The sequence below is a fragment of the Streptomyces sp. NPDC090022 genome, from assembly GCF_044748145.1.
Taxonomy (GTDB): domain Bacteria; phylum Actinomycetota; class Actinomycetes; order Streptomycetales; family Streptomycetaceae; genus Streptomyces.
Genome location: NZ_JBIVFN010000006.1, coordinates 271,586 through 290,022 on the forward strand (window position 1 = coordinate 271,586; position 18,437 = coordinate 290,022).

Genomic DNA, 18,437 nt, shown 5'->3' on the forward strand with positions numbered 1-18,437 from the left:
CCGTACCCGGTCCTGCCCGCCCGGCCTGGGGAGACTCCAGGCCGGAAGAGTCCCAGCGAAAGGCGGTACGCCCCGATGAGCGAGAGCCACCAGGAAGGCGCCGGCGTCCCGGACGAGGACGTCATCGAACTGGCCACCAAGATCTTCGACCTCGCCCGGCAGGGGGAGACCGCGACCCTCGCCGCGTACCTCGACGCGGGCGTCCCCGCCAACCTCACCAACGACCGCGGCGACACCCTCGTCATGCTCGCCGCCTACCACGGCCACGCCGACGCCGTCACCGCCCTGCTGGAGCGCGGAGCCGAGGCCGACCGCGCCAACGACCGCGGCCAGACCCCCCTCGCCGGCGCCGTCTTCAAGGGCGAGGAGTCCGTCATCCGCGCACTCCTCGCCGGCGGAGCCGACCCGAACGCGGGCACGCCGAGCGCGGTCGACACCGCGCGCATGTTCGGCAAGGCCGACCTGCTGGAACTTTTCGGAGCCGAGTAGTCCGCATAGCTCCCCCGTAAGCACCCCGCCGGCGGCCCGGGCAGGGTCTCGGGTAGGTCACGGCGACCGTAAATGTGGTCGCGGCGCACAAACCGCCTGGGCCATCATGGCGTCGGATCAGGAGAGCGCCCCGGGAGACGGGGTACAAACCCCGAAGGCCGGGGTACGGGGGAGCTCCGGGTCTCCGACGAAAGAGAGAAGGCAATGGTCTACATCGAGCGGAACATGACGGCGGACGCCCTCACATGCTGTTACGCGGCCTTGTGAAACCCGATTCCCGGTTGCGTCCCCAGCTTGATTTGAGGCCATTCCCATGTTCGAACCAGTCATAGCGCCCAGCGGTACCCTGCTCGGGCTCCTCCAGCGGGGCCGTGGCGACGGCACGCTCCACGCCCTGGCCGCCCCCCGGGCGGAGGCCCTCGCGGCGCTCAACCAGTGCGTGCTGCACGATCCGCGGCAGGACTGGCAGGTCGAGAACCGCTCCTTGTACTACGCCAGGCTCTACCTGGACCTCGACGGCCCGCTCGGCGAGATCGAATCCCACCTCTTCTGTCCCGACGACCTCGTGGACGAGGACGAGGGCCGCACCGGCCTCGCCCTCTCCGTGCTCGGCCACCTCGCCTCCTATGGCCGCGACGACGCGCTCATGCTGCTGCGCCGCTACGCCGCCTCCGGGGCGAACTGGTCATGGGCCCTGGACGAGCTCGCCCTGCGCGACGACGACGCCGGCCTGCGCGGCCTCGCCGCGCCCGTGCTCGGCCGCTTCCCCGCCACCCCCGAGGGCGAGGCGCGGCTGGCCGCCGCCGTACGCGACGCCTACGAGCCCCGCCCGTGGTGGCTGTGGGAGGAGACGGCGGAGTTCGGCGACCGCCTGCGCGCCGCCCGCCGACAGGGCTCCTTCGACCGCTGGCAGCGCCAGCTGACGCCGTCGGGGCCGCGCCCCGGGTGGGGCGTGGCCGCCGTCTTCGAATGGGCCGAGGACGGCCTGCGCCGCGGCACCCCGCTGCACGTCCCCGCCGCCCGCTGCCTGGCCGCCGTCGCCACCCCGGAGGACCGCGCGGAGATCCTCGCCGCGGCCGCCGGCGCGGCCGGCGAGGCCGCCCGCGCCACCGCCCTGCACCACCTGGTCCTCGCGGAGCCGGAGAACCCGGCCGTGCTGGACCTCATCGAGGCCGCCGGCGACGAACCCGCCGTCGCCGCGTACGCCCGCATGTGCGGGCCCGCCGCCGTGGCCCGGGCCCGGGTCTGGGTGCACCGCCCCGACGCCCTGGGGACCGCCGCGGCCACCCTCCTGGCGAGCCGGGGCGGGCCGCAGGACGCGGCCCTGGTCCTGGCCGCCCTGCGCATCACCGTCCGCACCGACGGTCCCGACGCCCCCGCCCTCTTCGCCCTCGTCGACGGCGCGGGCCGGCTCGCCATCGCCTGCGCGGCGCCCATCCTGCGCCACGTCTACCGCGAGACGGCCTCCTCCCACCTGCGCGGCCGCACGGCCCGCGCCCTGGCCAGCACGGACCCGTCCTTCGCGGCGGGCTTCGCGGTGGAGTGCCTGTGGGACTGCGAGGAGACCACCCGCGAGGTGGCGGCCCGCCACGCGGAGACCGCGGACGCCCGCGTCACCCCGCGGCTGCGCCGCCTGGCGTCGGACCCGGCCGAGGAGGAGGACGTGCAGTCCGCCGTCCGCAGCCGGATAGCGCCGGAGTCGGCCGTGTAGCCCCGCCGGCAGCCCCACCGACGCCACTCGGCCCGGCCCCTGGAAGAGGGGCCGGGCCGAGTGCTGTGACGGCGTGCGGCCGCGGAGCGCGATCAGCGCGAAGGGGTGGGCGGTACGCCGGGGGGCGGCGGCGGGGTCATGCCGGGGGGCGGGGTGCGGGGCCCCAACCGCTGGGCCTCCAGGGCGGCCGCCGTGTTGTCGGTGAAGCAGCACGGGGCGTACTCGTTCCGCAGGACTGCGAAAACGGGTCCCTGCTTCCCGTCCCGATACGGCGGGTAGTACGCCCACGAGAGCGCGAGTGTGTGTCCCGTGGGGACCACCCGGCGGGTGACGAAGCCGAGCACGGCGTCGATGTGTTCCTCGTAGAACGCCCCGAACCCCCCGGGCGTGGTGAGATCCGGTGGTCCGGTCTCGTGTCGTGGGCTCAGCACCCGGTTCCTCCCCTGCGCAGGGGACCCGGTCGGCCCCCTCACCCGGTACTCGACCGGAACCCGTCCGAGCGTTTCACCGGGCCCGAACGAAGCGCACCGCGACCCCGGGCCGGGCCTGCGCGGCCGCGTCCAGGGCCGGCCCCGGCGGGACCACGCCCACCACCGGGTAGCCGCCCGTCACCGGGTGGTCGGCCAGGAACACCACCGGCAGGCCGTCCGGCGGGACCTGAACCGCGCCCAGCACCATGCCCTCGCTCGGCAGTTCCCCCGGGCGGGCGCGGACCAGCGCGGAGCCGGCCTCCGTCCGCAGGCCGATGCGGTTGGACAGCGCCGAGACCCGGAACACCGCGCGCCACATCCCGGCCAGCGAGGCCCCGGTGAACCAGTCGGCGCGCGGGCCGAGCCGCAGCGGGAGGACCAGCTCGGACGGCGGCCCGGGCAGCGGGCAGGGCTCCACCGCGGGTACCGGATCCGGTACGGCCGGGCCCACCGGGAGCAGCGTCCCGGCCGACAGGAGCGCCGGCCCCAGGCCCGACAGCAGGTCCGTCGAGCGGCTGCCCAGGACCTCCGGCACCGCGACACCGCCGCGCACCGCGACGTAGGCCCGCACCCCGCCCGCCGCCCGGCCCACGTCCAGGAGCGCGCCCGCCGGGACCCGCACCGGCGCGCCCCAGGCCGCCGGCCGGCCGGCCACCCGTACCGGGCACGCGGCGCCCGTGACCGCGACCGTCACCGGAGCCGTCGCGCGCAGCGCCACGCCGTCGAGCGTGGTCTCCAGGGCGGCCGCCCCGGCCGGGTTGCCCAGCAGCCGGTTGGCCAGGGCGTACGCGCCCGCGTCCAGGGCGCCCGACCGCGGCACCCCCAGGTGCGCGTACCCGGGGCGCCCGCCGTCCTGGACCGTGGTCAGCGCCCCCGCCCGTACGACCTCCAGGGCGGCCCCGGCGCCGCCGCCCCCGTGCACGCTCACCCCGCCACCTCCGTGAACCGGACCCGGACCCCCGGGGCGAACAGGGCCGCCGGCTCCCGCGCCGGGTCCCACAGGACCGCGTCGGTCGTGCCGAGGAGCTGCCAGCCGCCGGGGGAGGAGCGCGGGTACACCCCCGCGTACTCGCCCGCCAGCGCCAGGGAACCCGCCGGGACCGCCGTGCGCGGGGTGGCGCGGCGCGGGAGGTGCAGGTGCGGCGGCAGTCCCGTCAGATAGCCGAAACCGGGAGCGAATCCGCAGAACGCCACGCGGAACGGCGTACCGGTGACGACCCCCGCCACCTCCCGCGGCGCCACCCCCCACAGCGCGGCCACCTCGGCCAGGTCGGGGCCGTCGAACCGGACCGGCACCGTGACCTGCGGCCCCTGGGCCGGCGGGAGGGCCGGGACCTCCCAGCCGGCCACGCGCGCCGCGAGGGCCGCCGGATCCGGCACCCCGTCCAGCAGGACCGTCCGGGCCGCGGGCACGATGTCCACCACCCCGTCCAGCTCGTCGCGGCGGCGCAGCAGCTCGGCGTGGAGCGCCGCCACCTCCGCCGCCGAGTCCCCCTCCAGCAGCAGGGCGCCCGCCCCCACCGGCAGCGCCCTCACGTGAACGCCTCCACCCGCACCCCGGCCCCGGCCAGCGCCCGCCGTACCCGCAGCGCCAGGTCCGCCGCGCCCGGGGTGTCCCCGTGCAGGCACAGCGAGCGCCCGGCGCCGCCCCGGACCAGGGCCAGCGCCTGGGCCTCCACGGCGTCCGGATCGTGCAGCACCGCGCCCGGCTCACCGCGCGGCACCAGCGTGCCCCGCGGGGTGTACGCGCGGTCCGCGAAGGCTTCGGGCACAGCTGTCAGTCCCGCGTCCGCCGCCGCCGTCAGCAGCAGCGACCCCGGCAGCCCCAGCACCGGAAGCCCGGCGCCGGCCCCGGCGGCCAGCCGGACCCCGGCCACCACGGCGCGCGCCTGCGCCTCGTCGTGCACCGTGCGGTTGTACAGCGCGCCGTGCGGTTTCACATACGACACCCGCGATCCCGCGGCCCGCGCGAACACCTCCAGCGCCCCGATCTGGTACGCCACCTCGTCCGCCAGCTCCTGCGGCGGCACGTCCATCGCGCGCCGCCCGAAGCCCGCCAGATCCCGGTACGAGACCTGCGCCCCGATCCGTACGCCCCGCGCGGCCGCCAGCTCGCAGACCCGCCGCATGATGGACGGGTCCCCGGCGTGGAAGCCGCACGCCACGTTCGCGCTCGTCACCACCGACAGCAGCGCCTCGTCGTCGGTGAGCGCCCACTGCCCGAACCCCTCGCCCAGATCGGCGTTCAGGTCGATCACGAGGTCGGCCGCGCCCTCAGCAGGTGTGATCATGGAAGCCATGCGGTGAGCGTAGAACAGCCGCCACGCGGCCGACGCACGGCCGGCGCGCAGCCGACGCGCAGCGGACGCGCGGGTGCCGACGCGCACCCGGGGACGATCCGGCCGAACCGTGCCGTTTGGGTTGTTGTCCGTGGGAGCGCCTAATCTTTCCGTCGTGACGTTTCCCGCCCCGGCCAAGACCCTCCCCTCCCCGGCGCCGGGCCCGGCCGCTGACGAGGGCCTGGCCCGGCGGCTGCGCGCCCTGGCCTGCACGGCCCCGCTGCACGACCTCGACGCGCGCAAGGCCAACCTCGCCGGCGAGTACGGCGTCTACACCATGGCGGAGATCGCGCTCGCCGCGATCGACCTGGTCACGCTGAACATGGACTTCGACACCGGCGCCGACCACGAGCAGATAGTGGCCCGGCTGCTGCCGCGCGTCGCCGCCCAGGCCCCGGGCCGCCCCGCCGCCGAGCACGAGCGGGTGGCCCGCTGGGTCCTGGAGAACCTGATCAACGTCGGGAGCGTCGACCGCGGCTTCCGCGCGGTCTACGGCACCTTCGGGCCCGACGGCGTCTACGTGCGCCGCGACTACGACTTCAAGCTCATCGAGGAAGTCCCCGGCTACGGCGGCGCGGTCTACCTGCGCACCACCGACGAGGCCGTGAACGTACTCGTCGGCGCCCTCGACACCGACGTCACCAGCGCCCAGATCGCCGCCGAGGTCAAGCTGGAGGTCCTCATCAGCCGCGGCCGCCTCGCGGACGCGCAGCTCGCCGCCGAGCAGGCCCGCTACCGCACCGTCCAGTACGCCGAGACGCTGCGCCGCACCCTGGACGCCACCCGGCGCAACGTCCGCGCGGTCGACTGGCTGGAAGCCGTCCCCGACATGATCGCCGAGGCGCTGGACCACGTCGCGGACCGCTACCGCCACGAGAACGCCATCCTCACCAACATCCGCAAAGCCCGCGACGAGGCCGAGGACCCCGAGCACAAGCGGCGCGCCGCGGAGCTCGTCGACATCGTCAAGGACTGCATCCGCCGCCACACCCAGCTGCAGTCCCGGCTGCTGGAGGCCGGCCCGCTCTTCCGCGCCGAGCAGGACCGCCAGGCCTTCGCCGCGCCGGCGCCGCGCTCCGGCATCGACCTGTACGGGCAGCTGGTGGCCCCGGTCCTGCCACTGCCGGTGTCGCAGGCCCGCCGGGTCACGGATGCCTTCTTCGCGGCCGGCACCGGGCTGCGCACCCCCGTCTCGGTCCGCGTCACCGACCTCGTCGACATCCTGCTGACCCCGCCGCTGGAGCGCGAGCACCTGGGCATCGAGATGCCCGAGCCGGACCTGATCGCGACGCCGGACGACAGCCGGTTCAGCGAGGAGCAGCTGGCGGTCGCCATGCGCCTGCTCGACCTGCCGCACGACGCCCCGCGCCGGCTGTCCGGCCTGCTGGCCGAGGCCCGGCGGGTCGACCCCGACCTGCCCTACCTGGTGGCCCTGCTGGCCGTCCACGCGGCGAGCCCGGCCGTGGGCACGGCGTACCGGCAGGGCGAGGAGCGGCTGCTGTTCGCGGTGGACGACGGCACGGAGCTCGACGACCCCGAGTTCGGCGGCGCCGACCTGATCGTGGGCACGGCCCTGCTGGACGCGGCCGGCATGGCGGCGGCCCGCGCGGAGGCCTCATGACCCCGCCTCAGCCCCCGGCGCCCCCTCCCGCTGCCCGCCGCACGGCCGCCGCCACTCCCGTCGCCACTCTCGTCGCCGTCGCCGCTCCCGTCGCGACCCCCGTCGCCGTCGCCGTGTGGCGGGTCGGCCCGGTCCCGGCCCCGGCCCCGGTCGGCGGCGCTCACCGCGACGCGCGCCTCGACCGTCGTGCCCGGTGCCGGACCCGGCGGCTCCCGCGACGGACCCACGACGCGGCTCCCGCCACCGGCCCCGCCGCCACCACGGCCGCCGCCTCCCCGGTGCCCGCGGCACCCGCGGCCCCGGCCGTCCCCACGGCCGCCGGGCGCGACGTCCGGGGCGGGCCCGTCACCCGCCCCGCACACCGCCCCCACCGCCCCACCCACCGCCCCACCGCCCCACCCACCGCCCCACCCCCGCCAAGGAGCCCCAGCCGTGAGCGAGACCCACGCCGAGTACCCCGCGTGGAGCGAGCCCGACGCGCCGTCGGCCCCGGCCACCACCACCCCCGGCGCCGCGACCGGTGTCACCCCGGCCGACGCCGCCGACGCGGCCCGGCTCGTGGCGTACGGGCTCCAGCCCAAGCTGCTGCCCGCCCGTGACGCCGAGTACGCCGAACTGCTGCGCCGCTACCGCGAGGACCCCGGCTTCGCCCGCCTCGCCGACGCCGTCGCCACCGGCCTCGGCCTGGTCGTGCTGGAGGTCTCCACCCGCGCCGGCATGGCCGTGGCCGCCGCCGAGGACTCCGTCTTCGCGGTCCGCATGGGCGACTACGCCCGCCGTACCGCCGCCGACTCCGCCGACCGGTTCCTGCACGGCCTGGCCCACCTCGCCGTCGCCGCGCTCGCCTTCCCCCGCCCCGAGGACCTCGCCGACGACGGCTACATCGGCCGGATCACCGTCAACGGCGTCGACGCCTTCGTACGGCAGACCTGCCGCCGCCTCGAGGAGCGCGCCGAGGAACAGGGCGAGAACACCGACCCCGCCACCGACGCCCCCGGCCTGGAGGCGGCGTGGCGGGTCTACGCCCGCCGCAGCGCCACCGGCGCCACCAAGGACGCCCGCCGCCTGGCCGGTTCCACCACCGGCATCGTCGGCAAGGCCGTCGCCTTCCTCACCGACTCCGGGTTCCTCCAGCGCACCGGCGACGACGCCGGCGGCGCGTACCGCACCACCCCCCGCTACCAGCTGCAGGTCCGCGACATGGCGGGCAGCGCGGCGATGGCCGAGCTCCTGGAGCTCGGCGTGGTCGCGGTCAGCGACGGTTCCGCGAGCCTGCTGCCGCCGCCCGAGGGCGACGACCTGGAACTGGCGGCCGACGCCGGACTGCCCTTCCACGCCTGACCCCCGCCCGCCCGGGCCTCGGGGCGCCCGCCCGGGCGGGAGAGCGCCCGCCCACCGCCGGCCCCGTCCACCCGCCGTTCCCGCACCCGTACACCCCCGTACGCCCCCGTACACACCACGAGAGTCCGCCGCCATGTACGAGCTGTCCCGGATCCGCCTCTACTCGATCGGTCCCGCCGGTGCGCGCTACGCCGACACCGTGCTCGACCTGCGCGGGGTCGGCGATGTGGTGCCCCATCCGGCGCCGACGCAGGCGGAGTTCTTCGAGGAGGAGCCGTCCGGCCCGCCGCGCCGGCCCGCGCCCGCCGGTGTGCTCTTCCTGGAGAACGGCGGCGGCAAGTCCGTCCTGCTGAAGCTGATCTTCTCGGTCATGCTGCCCGGCCACCGCAACACCCTCGGCGGCGCCAGCTCCGGCGTGCTGCGCAAGTTCCTGCTCGCCGACGACTGCGGGCACGTCGCGCTGGAGTGGCAGCACACCCAGACCGGTGAGTGCGTGGTCGTCGGCAAGGTCAGCGAGTGGCGCGGCCGCCAGGTCTCCAACGACCCGCGCAAGTTCGCCGAGGCCTGGTACTCCTTCCGGCCCGGCCCGGGCCTGAGCCTGGACAACCTGCCGGTGGCCGAGTCCACCGCCGTCCGCCCGCCCGTCGAGGGCGCCTCGGGCGCGCAGGGCCGACGCCGCACCATGAAGGGCTTCCGGGACGCGATCACGGACGCGGGCAAGGCGTACCCGCACCTGGAGGTGTACTGGGAGGAGATCCACGACCGCTGGAACGAGCACCTCGGCGAGCTCGGCCTGGACCCGGAACTCTTCCGCTACCAGCGCGAGATGAACGCCGACGAGGGCGAGGCCGCCGGCCTCTTCGCGGTCAAGAAGGACTCCGACTTCACCGACCTGCTGCTGCGCGCGGTCACCGACACCCGCGACACCGACGGCCTGGCCGACCTGGTCCACGGCTTCGGCAACAAGCTGGGCCGCCGGGCCGAGCTGATGGCCGAACGCGACTTCACCGCGGGCTCGGTGGACCTGCTGACCCGGATCGTCGAGGCAGCCGGCACCCGCGCCCGGGCCCGCGACATCCACGCGGGCGCCGAGCGCCGTACCCGTACCCTGGCCCGCCGGCTGTCCGCCCGGGCCGGGCAGGAGCGGGGCCGGGCCGCCGACCTCGCGCTGCGGGTCACCGGCGCCGCGCACGAGGTGACGGCCGCCGAGGCCGCCCGCGCCCGCAGCGCGGCGATCTCGGCCGAGCTCGCCTACCGGCACGCCTCGCTGGCCCTCACCGTCGCCGACAAGGCGGCCGCGGCGCAGCGCCGCGAGCTCCTGGAGGCCCGCACGCTGCACTCCGCGTGGCAGGCGGCGGAGTCCGTGCTGCGCCACCGGGCCGCCGCGGACCGCTCCGCGCGGGTCGCCGCCGCGATCCGGGAGGCCGAGCGGGACGCCGCCCCGGCGCTCGCCGCCCGCGCCACGGCCGCCGCGGCCCTCGTACGGGCCCTGCACACGGCCGCAGAGGACGGCGAGCGGGTGGCGAACGAGGAGGAGGAGCGCTCCGCCGCGCTCCAGACCGCCGGCGAGAGCGCCCACCGTGACGCCACGGCGGCCGCGACGGCCGCCCAGCGCGCCCGCAGCGAGTCCGAGCACCTGCGCGCCCGGCTGTCCGAGGTCGAGCAGGAGACGGCCGAGGCCGTCCGCGCCGGCTGGCTGGACGACTCGGCCCCCGACGCGGACCCGGCCCGCGCCGCGCTGGCGGCGAGCGACGCCGAGAAGACCGCGGTCGCCGCGTGGGACGCGGCCCGCGAGGCGGCCCGTACGGCGTCCGAAACGGCCCGTGAGGCGGCCGCCTCGGAGTCCCGCGCCGAACTGACCGCGGCCCGTGCGGCGGACGCCGCGGACGCGGCGGAGGCGGCGTACGACGCCGAACGGCGGGCGGCGGCCTCGCTCGGCAGCGCCCCGCGCCTGGCGGAGCTGCTGGGCCTGCCCGCCGCCCCGGACACCTTCCTCCCGCACCCGCGGGGCGGCTCGGCGGCCGCCGGTGCCGCGGGATCCGTCCCGGGCACGCCCGGCGCCGACTCCACGGGCTCCGCCGCCACCGGCACGCAGGCCCAGCGCGCCGACGGCCACGACGGCCAGCCGGGCGGGCCTGGCACCGCCGGCGCGGCGCCGACCGGTGGCGCCGGTACGTCGGCCCACCGTGCCGGCGGGCACCCCGGCCACGGCGGGCAGCCGGGCACCTCCGGCGCGGTGCCGGCAGGCTCCGCCGGCCGGGCCGGTGGCGGCGCGTCCGGTTCCGACCCGGCGGCTCCGGGCGCCGACGCGGCCGAGGCCTGGGCCCCGGCCCTGACCGCCGAGGACCTCGACCGCAACGCCGACGAGCTGCGCGACCTGCTCGACCAGGGCGTCGCCGCGGCAGAGCGGCAGCTCTTCGAGCTGCGCACCGCCGCCGCCGACGACGCGCGGATCCTCGGCGCGCTCGGTGACGGCGGCCTGCTGCCCCCCGGGCCCGACGTACTGGCCACCGTCGAGTACCTCGGTGAGCACGGCATCCCCGCCCTGCCCGGCTGGCGCTACCTCGCCCAGGCCGTCGACCCCGCCGACCACGCCACCGTGCTCGCCGCCCGGCCCGAGCTCGTCGACGGCGTCGTCATCACCGACCCCGACACCCACAGCCGGGCCCGCGAGGTGCTCGCCGGCGCCGCGCTGCTGCCCCGCTCCACCGTCGCCGTGGGCACGGCCGCCGCGCTGCTGGCGCCCGTCCCCGCGGCCGGGGACGACGCCGGGACCGGCGTCTTTCTCGTCCCGCCGAACCCGGCCATGCACGACGAGCTCGCCGCCGACGAGGAGCGCCGGGCCCTGCGCGCCCGCGCCACCGAGCGCGACGCCGAGATCCGCGAGCTCGCCGCCCGCCTCGCCGGCGACCGGGAGCTGGCCGCGCGCCTGGCCTCCTGGCGCACCGGCTGCCCGCCCGGCCGCCTCGCCGAGCTCGCGCAGCAGGCCGCGGCCGCCCGGACGTTCGCCCAGGAGGCGGACGCCGAACTCGCCGAGGCCCGTACCGCGCGCGCCGAGGCCGACGAGGCCGCCGCCGACGCCGCCCGGGTGCGTGACGAGCGCCAGGACACCGCCCAGCGGGCCCGCCGGGCCGCCGACGCCCTCGCGGGCCTGGCGTTCCGGCTCCGCGAGCGGGCCGGCTGGCAGGCCCGGCTGCGCGAACTCGCCGACGAGGCCGCCGAGTCCGAGGCCCGCGCCGAGGTCTGTCTGGACCGCGCCCGCGCCGCCGACGAGGACCGCCGCGCGGTCCAGCGCGCCGCCGACGACGCCCGCCGCACCGCACGCGCGCTGCGTGCCGAGCGCGCCGAGATCGCCGGCGCGCCCGAGACCCTGCCCGCCGAGGAGGAGGGCGCGGCCAGGATGCCGCTGCCCGACCTCCGCGAGGCCTACCGCGCCGCCTCCCAGCTGTACGAGAAGGTCGGCGTCGGCGCCGACCTGCGCGCCGAGCAGGCCCGTGCCGAGAGCGACGAGAGCGCTGCCCTCGCCGAACTCGACCGGCTCACCAACAAGGTCCGCACCCGCGCCGCCCAGCTCCTCGAAGGCACCGACGGCGCCGACGGCCCCTCCCGGCAGGCGGCGGCCGCCCGCGCCGAGCAGCTCGTACAGATGCTGGAGTCCCGGGCCTCCACCGCCAGCGAGCAGCTCGGCCGCCTGCGCGGCGAGTCCGAGCGGCTCGCCCCGGCCGAGGGCGAGGCGCACACCGAGCTCCCCGAGGAGCTCGTCCCCGCCGACGTCGAGCAGGCCCAGGGCCTGCTGCGCACCGCCACCGCCCAGCTGGCCGCGTACACCGCCGCCGTGGAGAGCGCCCGCGCCGCCCACGCCGACCTGCTGCGTTCCCACCGCACCGCCGAGGACTCAGCGGCCGGCTTCGACGAGACCGCCGCCCTGCTGCGGGACCTGCTGCGCGACCACAGCGCGCACCAGGACGAGGACGAGCGGGAGACCGGCCCCTACCCGGGCACCCTGGAGGAGGCCCGGCAGTCCGCCGCCGAGACCCGCCGCTCCCTGCGCGGCTGCGCCGGCGACCTCTCGGGCGCCGAATCGGCGGTCCGCGAGGCCTGCGACGTCCTGGTCCGGCACGCCAACGCCACCCGCTACGAGCAGGTACGCACCCCCGCGCGCCAGCAGATCCGCGAGCTGCCCGCGTCCGCGCTGCCCGAGCACGCCGCCGCCTGGGCGGCCGCCTTCGCGCCGCGCCTGCGGGTCCTGACCGACGAGCTGGCCCAGCTGGAGCGCAACCGCGACAGCATCGTGGACCGGCTGCGCGGCCTGGTGGAGTCCGCGCTGGCGACCCTGCGCTCCGCCCAGCGGCTGTCCCAGCTCCCGGAGGGCCTGGGGGAGTGGTCGGGCCAGGAGTTCCTGCGGATCCGCTTCGAGGAGCCCGACCAGGCGACCCTCACCGAACGGCTCGGCGAGGTCATCGACGAGGCGACCCGCTCGGCCGTGAAGAAGAACGCCGCCTTCGGCGAGGGCCGCCGCGACGGCATGTCCCTGCTGCTGCGCGGCGTCCAGGCGGCGCTCCAGCCGAAGGGCATCGCGGTGGAGATCCTCAAGCCCGACGCGGTGCTGCGCGCCGAGCGGGTGCCGGTGGGGCAGATGGGAGACGTGTTCTCGGGCGGCCAGCTGCTGACCGCCGCGATCGCCCTGTACTGCACCATGGCGGCGCTGCGCAGCAACGACCGCGGCCGCGACCGGCAGCGGCACGCGGGCACGCTGTTCCTGGACAACCCGATCGGCCGCGCGAACGCCACGTACCTGCTGGAGCTGCAGCGGGCGGTCTCGGACGCGCTCGGCGTCCAGCTCCTGTACACGACGGGCCTGTTCGACACGACCGCCCTGGCGGAGTTCCCGCTGGTGATCCGGCTGCGCAACGACGCCGACCTGCGGGCGGGGCTGAAGTACATCAGCGTGGAGGAGCACCTGCGGCCGGGCCTGCCGCAGCAGCCGACGGAGGGCGAGACCATCCACGGCGAGATCACGGCCACCCGGATGTTCCGCCGCACCGGCGCCTCCTGACGGGGTCCCACCCGCCCGGCGTCCCGCCCCCGCCCCCGGTCCCGCTCGGTGCTGCCGGGCGGGGCTACGCAGGCCCGAAGCGCTGGTGCCCGCCCGGGTGCCCGCCCGGCTGCTCGCGGGTGTGCCCGGTACGGGCGGCCTGCCCACGGGCGCCGTGTTCCCGGGCGGTCTGCTCGCGGGCGCGGTCGCGCGCCGCGCCGCGGCCCCGCGCCGTACTGCTCGGTACGGACACCACGCCGTTGCGCTGGTTCCACATCTGCCGCGTGATCCACACGTCGAGCACGCCCCACGTGGCGACCACGATGCCCGCGATCCCCGTGAGCACCATCGGAAACGCCAGCCACGACCGGCTGAGGGTCAGGAAGAACGCGACGGACGCCACCGTCAGCGTCACGGCGACGATCATGACCGCGCGCACCGCCGCCGTCCGTACCGGGTCCGGCATCCGGCGGCCGCGGGCCGGCTCCTCCACCCACAGCGTCCGCCGCCCGCCCGCCTCCGCGCCCTCGCCGTGCCACTGCCACGGCCCGGACCCGTGCCACTGCCCGGACCCGTGCCACTCCCCGCGCCCGCGCCGGTCGTACCCGCCCCGGTCCGCGCCGTATCCGCCGTCGCCCGGTACCTCGTACCTGCTGCTCATGGTCCGCTCACTCCCCACACCGCGGCCCGCCATGCCGCCCTCGCACACAAAGACACTCGAGGGCCGTTCGAGATTCCCCTGCCACGGCTGTCCACACCGCCCCCGTTCATGCCGGAACGAATAATTCCAGCCATCCATTCGACTACGGGAACTGAGGCCCCACCAAGTGTCATGTGCCACATATCGGGCCGCACTTGACCGGAAGTATCGGACAACTCGTGATCTTCGTTCCGGCTCCCGGCTGAAAACGTCCGGACAGGCCTTCGAGGGTGCTCCGCCGCAGTAGTAGGCTCACGCCGTTTAATTGACGGAACACCGACCCCCGCCCGCGGGGTTGAGCTGGGGGAGGCTGGGGAGGCCATGCGCTTTCGCGGGAAGTCGATCCGCCGGAAGATCGTGGCGCTGCTGCTCGTGCCGCTCGTCTCCCTGACCGCGCTGTGGGGCTTCGCCACCGTTCTGACCGGCCGTCAGGCCCTGCAACTCCTCGACGTCGCCTACGTCATCGACAAGGTCGGCTACCCCATCGAGGACGTCGCCCGGGTCGTCCAGAAGGAGCGCCGCCAGACCCTGGTCGTGCTCGGTGACCCCCGGGCGTCCGCGGCCACTGCCGAACTCACCAAGCGCCGCGCCGAGACCGACGCGGTCGTCCGCAAGGTGACGACGAACGCCAAGGACCCCGAGGTCGTCGACGAGCTCAGTGACGACGCCCTGCGCCGGCTGCGCTCCATCCTGGACGCCCTCCACGGCATCGAGTCCCTGCGCTCCTCCGTCGACCAGACCCGCCTCGACCCCGGCCAGGCCCTGGAGCTCTACAACCGCCTGGTCGACCCCTGCTACGACTTCCTGCAGAACCTCCACGCGCTGGAGGACGTCCAGATGGACAAGGAGGGCCGCGCCCTCGTCGGCATCACCCGCGCCCGCGAGACCCTCGCGCGCGAGGACGCCGTGATCGCCTCCACCCTGGCCGCCCGCAACGTCGGCGCCGCCGACATCCGCCGGATCTCCGACTTCGCGGCCAACCGCCAGCTGCTCTACCAGGTCAACCTGGCCATCCTGCCCGCCGACGAGCGCGAGGTGTTCGAGCAGTACTGGGCCGGCCCGCAGAGCAAGCCGCTGCGCGACGCCGAGGAGAAGATCATCGTCGCGGGCCCGGCCAAGAACCCGCGCACCCTGACCGCCGCGCAGTGGGACGAGGCGGCGGGCAAGGTCCTGGACGAACTCGCCACGATGGGCACCGCCGCCGGCGACCGCTACCAGGAGCGCGTCGAACCGGTCGCGATGGACGTCCTCGTCAAGGCCGCCGTCGCCGGTGTCCTCGGCTTCCTCGCGCTGGTCGTCTCCCTCGTGCTCTCCATCCGCATCGGCCGCGACCTGGTCCGCGACCTCTCCCGGCTGCGCAAGGAGGCCCACGAGTCCTCCGGTGTCCGGCTGCCGAGCGTTATGCGCCGGCTGGCCGCGGGCGAGCACGTGGACGTCGAGACCGAGGCCCCGCGCCTGGAGTACGAGAAGGACGAGGTCGGCCAGGTCGGCCAGGCCCTCAACACCCTCCAACGCGCCGCCGTCGAGGCCGCCGTCAAGCAGGCCGAACTGCGCCGCGGGGTCTCGGAGGTCTTCGTCAACCTCGCCCGCCGCAACCAGGTCCTGCTGCACCGTCAGCTGACCCTGCTGGACACCATGGAGCGGCGTACCGAGGACACCGAGGAACTCGCCGACCTGTTCCGCCTCGATCACATGACCACCCGTATGCGCCGGCACGCCGAGGGCCTGGTGATCCTCTCCGGCGCCGCGCCCTCCCGGCAGTGGCGCAAGCCCGTCCAGCTGATGGACGTCGTCCGGGCGGCGGTCGCCGAGGTCGAGGACTACGAGCGCATCGAGGTCCGCAGGCTCCCCCGGCTCGGCATCGCCGGCCCGGCGGTCGCCGACGTCACCCACCTGATCGCCGAACTGCTGGAGAACGCCACGGTGTTCTCGCCCCCGCACACCGCGGTCCAGGTGCACGGCGAGCGCGTCGCCAACGGCTTCACCCTGGAGATCCACGACCGCGGCCTGGGCATGACCCCGGAGGCGCTGCTCGACGCGAACCTGCGGATCGCCGATTCCCCCGAGTTCGCGCTGTCCGACACCGACCGGCTCGGCCTGTTCGTCGTCAGCCGCCTCGCCCAGCGCCACAGCGTCAAGGTCTCGCTCCAGCCCAGCCCGTACGGCGGCACGACCGCCGTGGTCTTCCTGCCCGCGGCCCTGCTCACCGACGCCCCCGACACCAACGGCACCGGCCTGCGCATCCAGAGCCGGGACCGGGGCGGGCGCCCCGCCCCGGCCGCGGTCGGCCGTGGCCCGGCGGCGGGCCGCGGAAACGGTACGGCAACCCGGCGTACGGTTCCGGCGGCGCTCCTCGAGGGCCCCGTCGACGTGGAACCCCCGCTCAGCGTCCTCGGCCTCGGCGACGACGCCCCCGCCCGGGACGACCTGCCCGCCCTGACCGGCGGCGCCCGCCCGGCCATGGCCACCCTCGACGACGAGACGCCGCCCGGCGGTATCGCGCGCAGCGCCCTGATGGGGCTGCGGGCCGCCGAGGTCTCGCGGGCCGGCCGGGACCCCGCCGGCCGCGCCACGGCCCCCTGGGACGCCGCGGACGGCGACAAGGGCGAGCGCCGCGCCGACCACGACCCCGCGGGCCCCACCGGGCCCGTCCGGCTGGAGAGCACCCGCCTGGAGCCGCCGCGCCCCGACGGCGCCCGCCCGGCCTCCGGCGCCGTACCGCTGCCGCGCCGCCGCCGTACGCCCACGCTGGTCGCCGAGCACGGCCGCCGCGTGGAGCCCCGGCCGGCGCCGGTGGTCCGCCACCCCGCCGCCGGGGCCACCGCCTCCGGCGCGGATCCGCAAGCGCCCGCCGAGCGGCCCCGGACGTCCGGCCAGGAGCCGCAGGCCGGCTCCCCGCGGGCGCCCCAGGGCACACCCGCCACCGGACCGGGGGGTCTGCCCCGCCGGGTCCGCCAGGCCAACCTCGCCCCTCAGCTCCGCAACGCCCCGGCCGCCGCGGCCGCCGAGTCCGCCGCCGCAAGCCCGGTGGACCGCGACGCGGAGGAGGTGCGGACCCGGATGGCCGCTCTCCAGCGCGGCTGGACAGCAGGCCGCAAGCAGCACGCACAGCAGTCCCAGGCCGGGTCCGGCGACGCCGCCGCGACCGGTCCCGGGCACGAGAACGAGGGGGACGGTCGATGACCGCACCGCAGAGCGCAGGCAACGACTCCAAGGGCCGCGGCTCCGGCCAGCTCAACTGGCTCCTGGACGAGCTGGTGGACCGGGTCGCCAGTATCCGCAAGGCGGTGGTCCTCTCCGGCGACGGACTGCCCACCGGCAGCTCCCAGGAGCTGACCCGCGAGGACAGCGAGCACCTGGCCGCGGTCGCCTCCGGCTTCCACAGCCTCGCCAAGGGCGTCGGTCGGCACTTCGAGTCCGGCCAGGTCCGCCAGACGGTGGTGGAGCTGGACGAGGCGTTCCTGTTCGTGATGGCGGCCGGCGACGGCAGCTGCCTGGCCGTGCTGTCCGACGCGGACTCCGACGTCGGCCAGGTCGCGTACGAGATGACGCTGATGGTCAAGCGAGTGGGCGCCCACCTGGCGACCGCCCCGCGCACCGGGCTGCCAGCCGGAGGGTGAGGGCGGACGGCATGAGCGACCAGGGCCAGGAGCCCGCCGGGCTGTCGTCGGGGACCCCTGAGGTCCTCGACGACAGCCCGGCGGCCCACCCGCACTGGTTCGACGACGACGCGGGGCCCGTCGTCCGGCCCTACGCGATGACCCGTGGCCGGACGAGCCACGCGGCCCAGCACCGGCTCGACCTGATCGCGCTCGTCGTCGCCGAACCGGCGGCCGACGATCCGGCCTGGGACATGACGCTGTCCCCGGAGCACGCCCACATCCTGGGGCTGTGCCGGGAACGGCCGCAGTCGGTCGCCGAACTCGCCGCGGACCTCGACCTTCCGGTCGGGGTCGTCCGCGTCCTGATCGGCGACCTCGTGGACGACGAACTGGTCCACGTGACCCGGCCGGTACCGCCGGCCGAACTCCCCGACGAATCCATTCTGCGTGAGGTGATCGATGGCCTTCGGGCGCTCTAGCCGCACCGGTGCCATGCACGCCGTGTCACCTGTCGAGCCGCTGACCCTGAAGATCCTGGTCGCGGGCGGCTTCGGGGTGGGCAAGACGACACTGGTCAGTGCGGTCAGCGAGATCAGACCGCTGCGTACGGAGGAACAGCTCTCCGAACCCGGCGCCGCCGTCGACGACCTCGGGGGAGTGGAGGGCAAGAGAACCACCACCGTGGCCATGGACTTCGGCCGCATCACCCTGCGCGAGGACCTGGTGCTGTACCTGTTCGGCACGCCCGGGCAGGACCGCTTCTGGTTCCTGTGGGACGAGCTCGCCCAGGGCGCGCTCGGCGCGGTCGTCCTCGCCGACACCCGCCGGCTGGCCGACTGCTTCGCGGCCGTCGACTACTTCGAGCGGCGCGGGATCCCGTTCCTCGTCGCGGTCAACTGCTTCGACGGGGCCGACCGGCATCCGGTGGTGACCGTGCGCGAGGCCCTCGACCTCGAGCCCGAGGTGCCGGTGCTGCTGTGCGACGCGCGGGACCGGGAGTCGGTCAAGGACGTCCTGGTCGGCGTGGTGGAGCACGCGATGTCACTGGCCCGGGCCCGGCGTCAGACCGCCCGCGCCTGATCCGGCGCTGGGCAGCGGCGCGACGCGAGGACACGGCGCCGCGCGCGAC

The 18,437-nt window shown here is 76.4% G+C and carries 14 protein-coding genes; 9 read left to right on the forward strand and 5 right to left on the reverse strand.

Annotation, left to right across the window (positions count from 1 at the left end):
* Positions 1 to 75 precede the first annotated feature (75 nt).
* Positions 76 to 489, forward strand: coding sequence for an ankyrin repeat domain-containing protein (locus ACIPXB_RS15745; protein WP_401449535.1), 414 nt, complete (start codon positions 76 to 78; stop codon positions 487 to 489).
* A 313-nt stretch (positions 490 to 802) separates the two neighbouring features.
* A complete protein-coding gene (locus tag ACIPXB_RS15750; RefSeq protein WP_401449537.1) occupies positions 803 to 2,200 on the forward strand; it encodes a HEAT repeat domain-containing protein in 1,398 nt (465 codons plus the stop codon).
* A gap of 92 nt (positions 2,201 to 2,292) precedes the next feature.
* Here the strand turns inward: ACIPXB_RS15750 and ACIPXB_RS15755 are convergent, their stop codons facing one another.
* The 4 genes from ACIPXB_RS15755 to ACIPXB_RS15770 all read right to left on the reverse strand — a co-directional run bounded on the left by ACIPXB_RS15755 (position 2,293) and on the right by ACIPXB_RS15770 (position 4,928).
* Complete coding sequence (locus ACIPXB_RS15755; protein WP_401449540.1) at positions 2,293 to 2,631, reverse strand: hypothetical protein; 339 nt, start codon at positions 2,629 to 2,631, stop codon at positions 2,293 to 2,295.
* Positions 2,632 to 2,704: 73 nt separating this feature from the next.
* Positions 2,705 to 3,598, reverse strand: a complete 894-nt coding sequence (locus ACIPXB_RS15760; protein ID WP_401449543.1) for a biotin-dependent carboxyltransferase family protein — start codon at positions 3,596 to 3,598, stop codon at positions 2,705 to 2,707.
* Positions 3,595 to 4,206, reverse strand: coding sequence for an allophanate hydrolase subunit 1 (locus ACIPXB_RS15765; RefSeq protein WP_401449545.1), 612 nt, complete (start codon positions 4,204 to 4,206; stop codon positions 3,595 to 3,597). The genes ACIPXB_RS15760 and ACIPXB_RS15765 overlap by 4 nt, the downstream gene beginning before the upstream one ends.
* Entirely contained in the window at positions 4,203 to 4,928 is a 726-nt protein-coding gene (locus ACIPXB_RS15770; protein WP_401449630.1) for a LamB/YcsF family protein, read from the reverse strand. The genes ACIPXB_RS15765 and ACIPXB_RS15770 overlap by 4 nt, the downstream gene beginning before the upstream one ends.
* Before the next feature lie 196 nt (positions 4,929 to 5,124).
* Here ACIPXB_RS15770 and ACIPXB_RS15775 point away from each other — a divergent pair, with 196 nt between their 5' ends.
* The 3 genes from ACIPXB_RS15775 to ACIPXB_RS15785 all read left to right on the forward strand — a co-directional run bounded on the left by ACIPXB_RS15775 (position 5,125) and on the right by ACIPXB_RS15785 (position 13,027).
* On the forward strand, positions 5,125 to 6,630 hold the full coding sequence (locus ACIPXB_RS15775; protein WP_401449547.1) for a hypothetical protein: 1,506 nt from the start codon (positions 5,125 to 5,127) through the stop codon (positions 6,628 to 6,630).
* A gap of 432 nt (positions 6,631 to 7,062) precedes the next feature.
* Positions 7,063 to 7,971: a hypothetical protein gene (locus ACIPXB_RS15780; RefSeq protein WP_401449550.1), complete on the forward strand. Its 909-nt coding sequence runs from the start codon at positions 7,063 to 7,065 to the stop codon at positions 7,969 to 7,971.
* A gap of 133 nt (positions 7,972 to 8,104) precedes the next feature.
* Complete coding sequence (locus ACIPXB_RS15785) at positions 8,105 to 13,027, forward strand: hypothetical protein (RefSeq protein ID WP_401449553.1); 4,923 nt, start codon at positions 8,105 to 8,107, stop codon at positions 13,025 to 13,027.
* 64 nt (positions 13,028 to 13,091) lie between these two features.
* Here the strand turns inward: ACIPXB_RS15785 and ACIPXB_RS15790 are convergent, their stop codons facing one another.
* A complete protein-coding gene (locus ACIPXB_RS15790) occupies positions 13,092 to 13,667 on the reverse strand; it encodes a hypothetical protein (protein WP_401449556.1) in 576 nt (191 codons plus the stop codon).
* Between the two features lie 360 nt (positions 13,668 to 14,027).
* Here ACIPXB_RS15790 and ACIPXB_RS15795 point away from each other — a divergent pair, with 360 nt between their 5' ends.
* The 4 genes from ACIPXB_RS15795 to ACIPXB_RS15810 are packed head-to-tail and all read left to right on the forward strand — an operon-like array spanning position 14,028 to position 18,388.
* Positions 14,028 to 16,889, forward strand: a complete 2,862-nt coding sequence (locus tag ACIPXB_RS15795; protein WP_401449558.1) for a nitrate- and nitrite sensing domain-containing protein — start codon at positions 14,028 to 14,030, stop codon at positions 16,887 to 16,889.
* Entirely contained in the window at positions 16,886 to 17,326 is a 441-nt protein-coding gene (locus ACIPXB_RS15800) for a roadblock/LC7 domain-containing protein (protein WP_401449561.1), read from the forward strand. The genes ACIPXB_RS15795 and ACIPXB_RS15800 overlap by 4 nt, the downstream gene beginning before the upstream one ends.
* An 11-nt stretch (positions 17,327 to 17,337) precedes the next feature.
* Positions 17,338 to 17,787: a DUF742 domain-containing protein gene (locus ACIPXB_RS15805; RefSeq protein WP_401449564.1), complete on the forward strand. Its 450-nt coding sequence runs from the start codon at positions 17,338 to 17,340 to the stop codon at positions 17,785 to 17,787.
* Positions 17,768 to 18,388 (forward strand): GTP-binding protein, encoded by a 621-nt coding sequence (locus ACIPXB_RS15810; RefSeq protein WP_401449566.1) that lies wholly within the window; start codon positions 17,768 to 17,770, stop codon positions 18,386 to 18,388. The genes ACIPXB_RS15805 and ACIPXB_RS15810 overlap by 20 nt, the downstream gene beginning before the upstream one ends.
* The last annotated feature ends 49 nt before the right edge of the window (positions 18,389 to 18,437 follow it).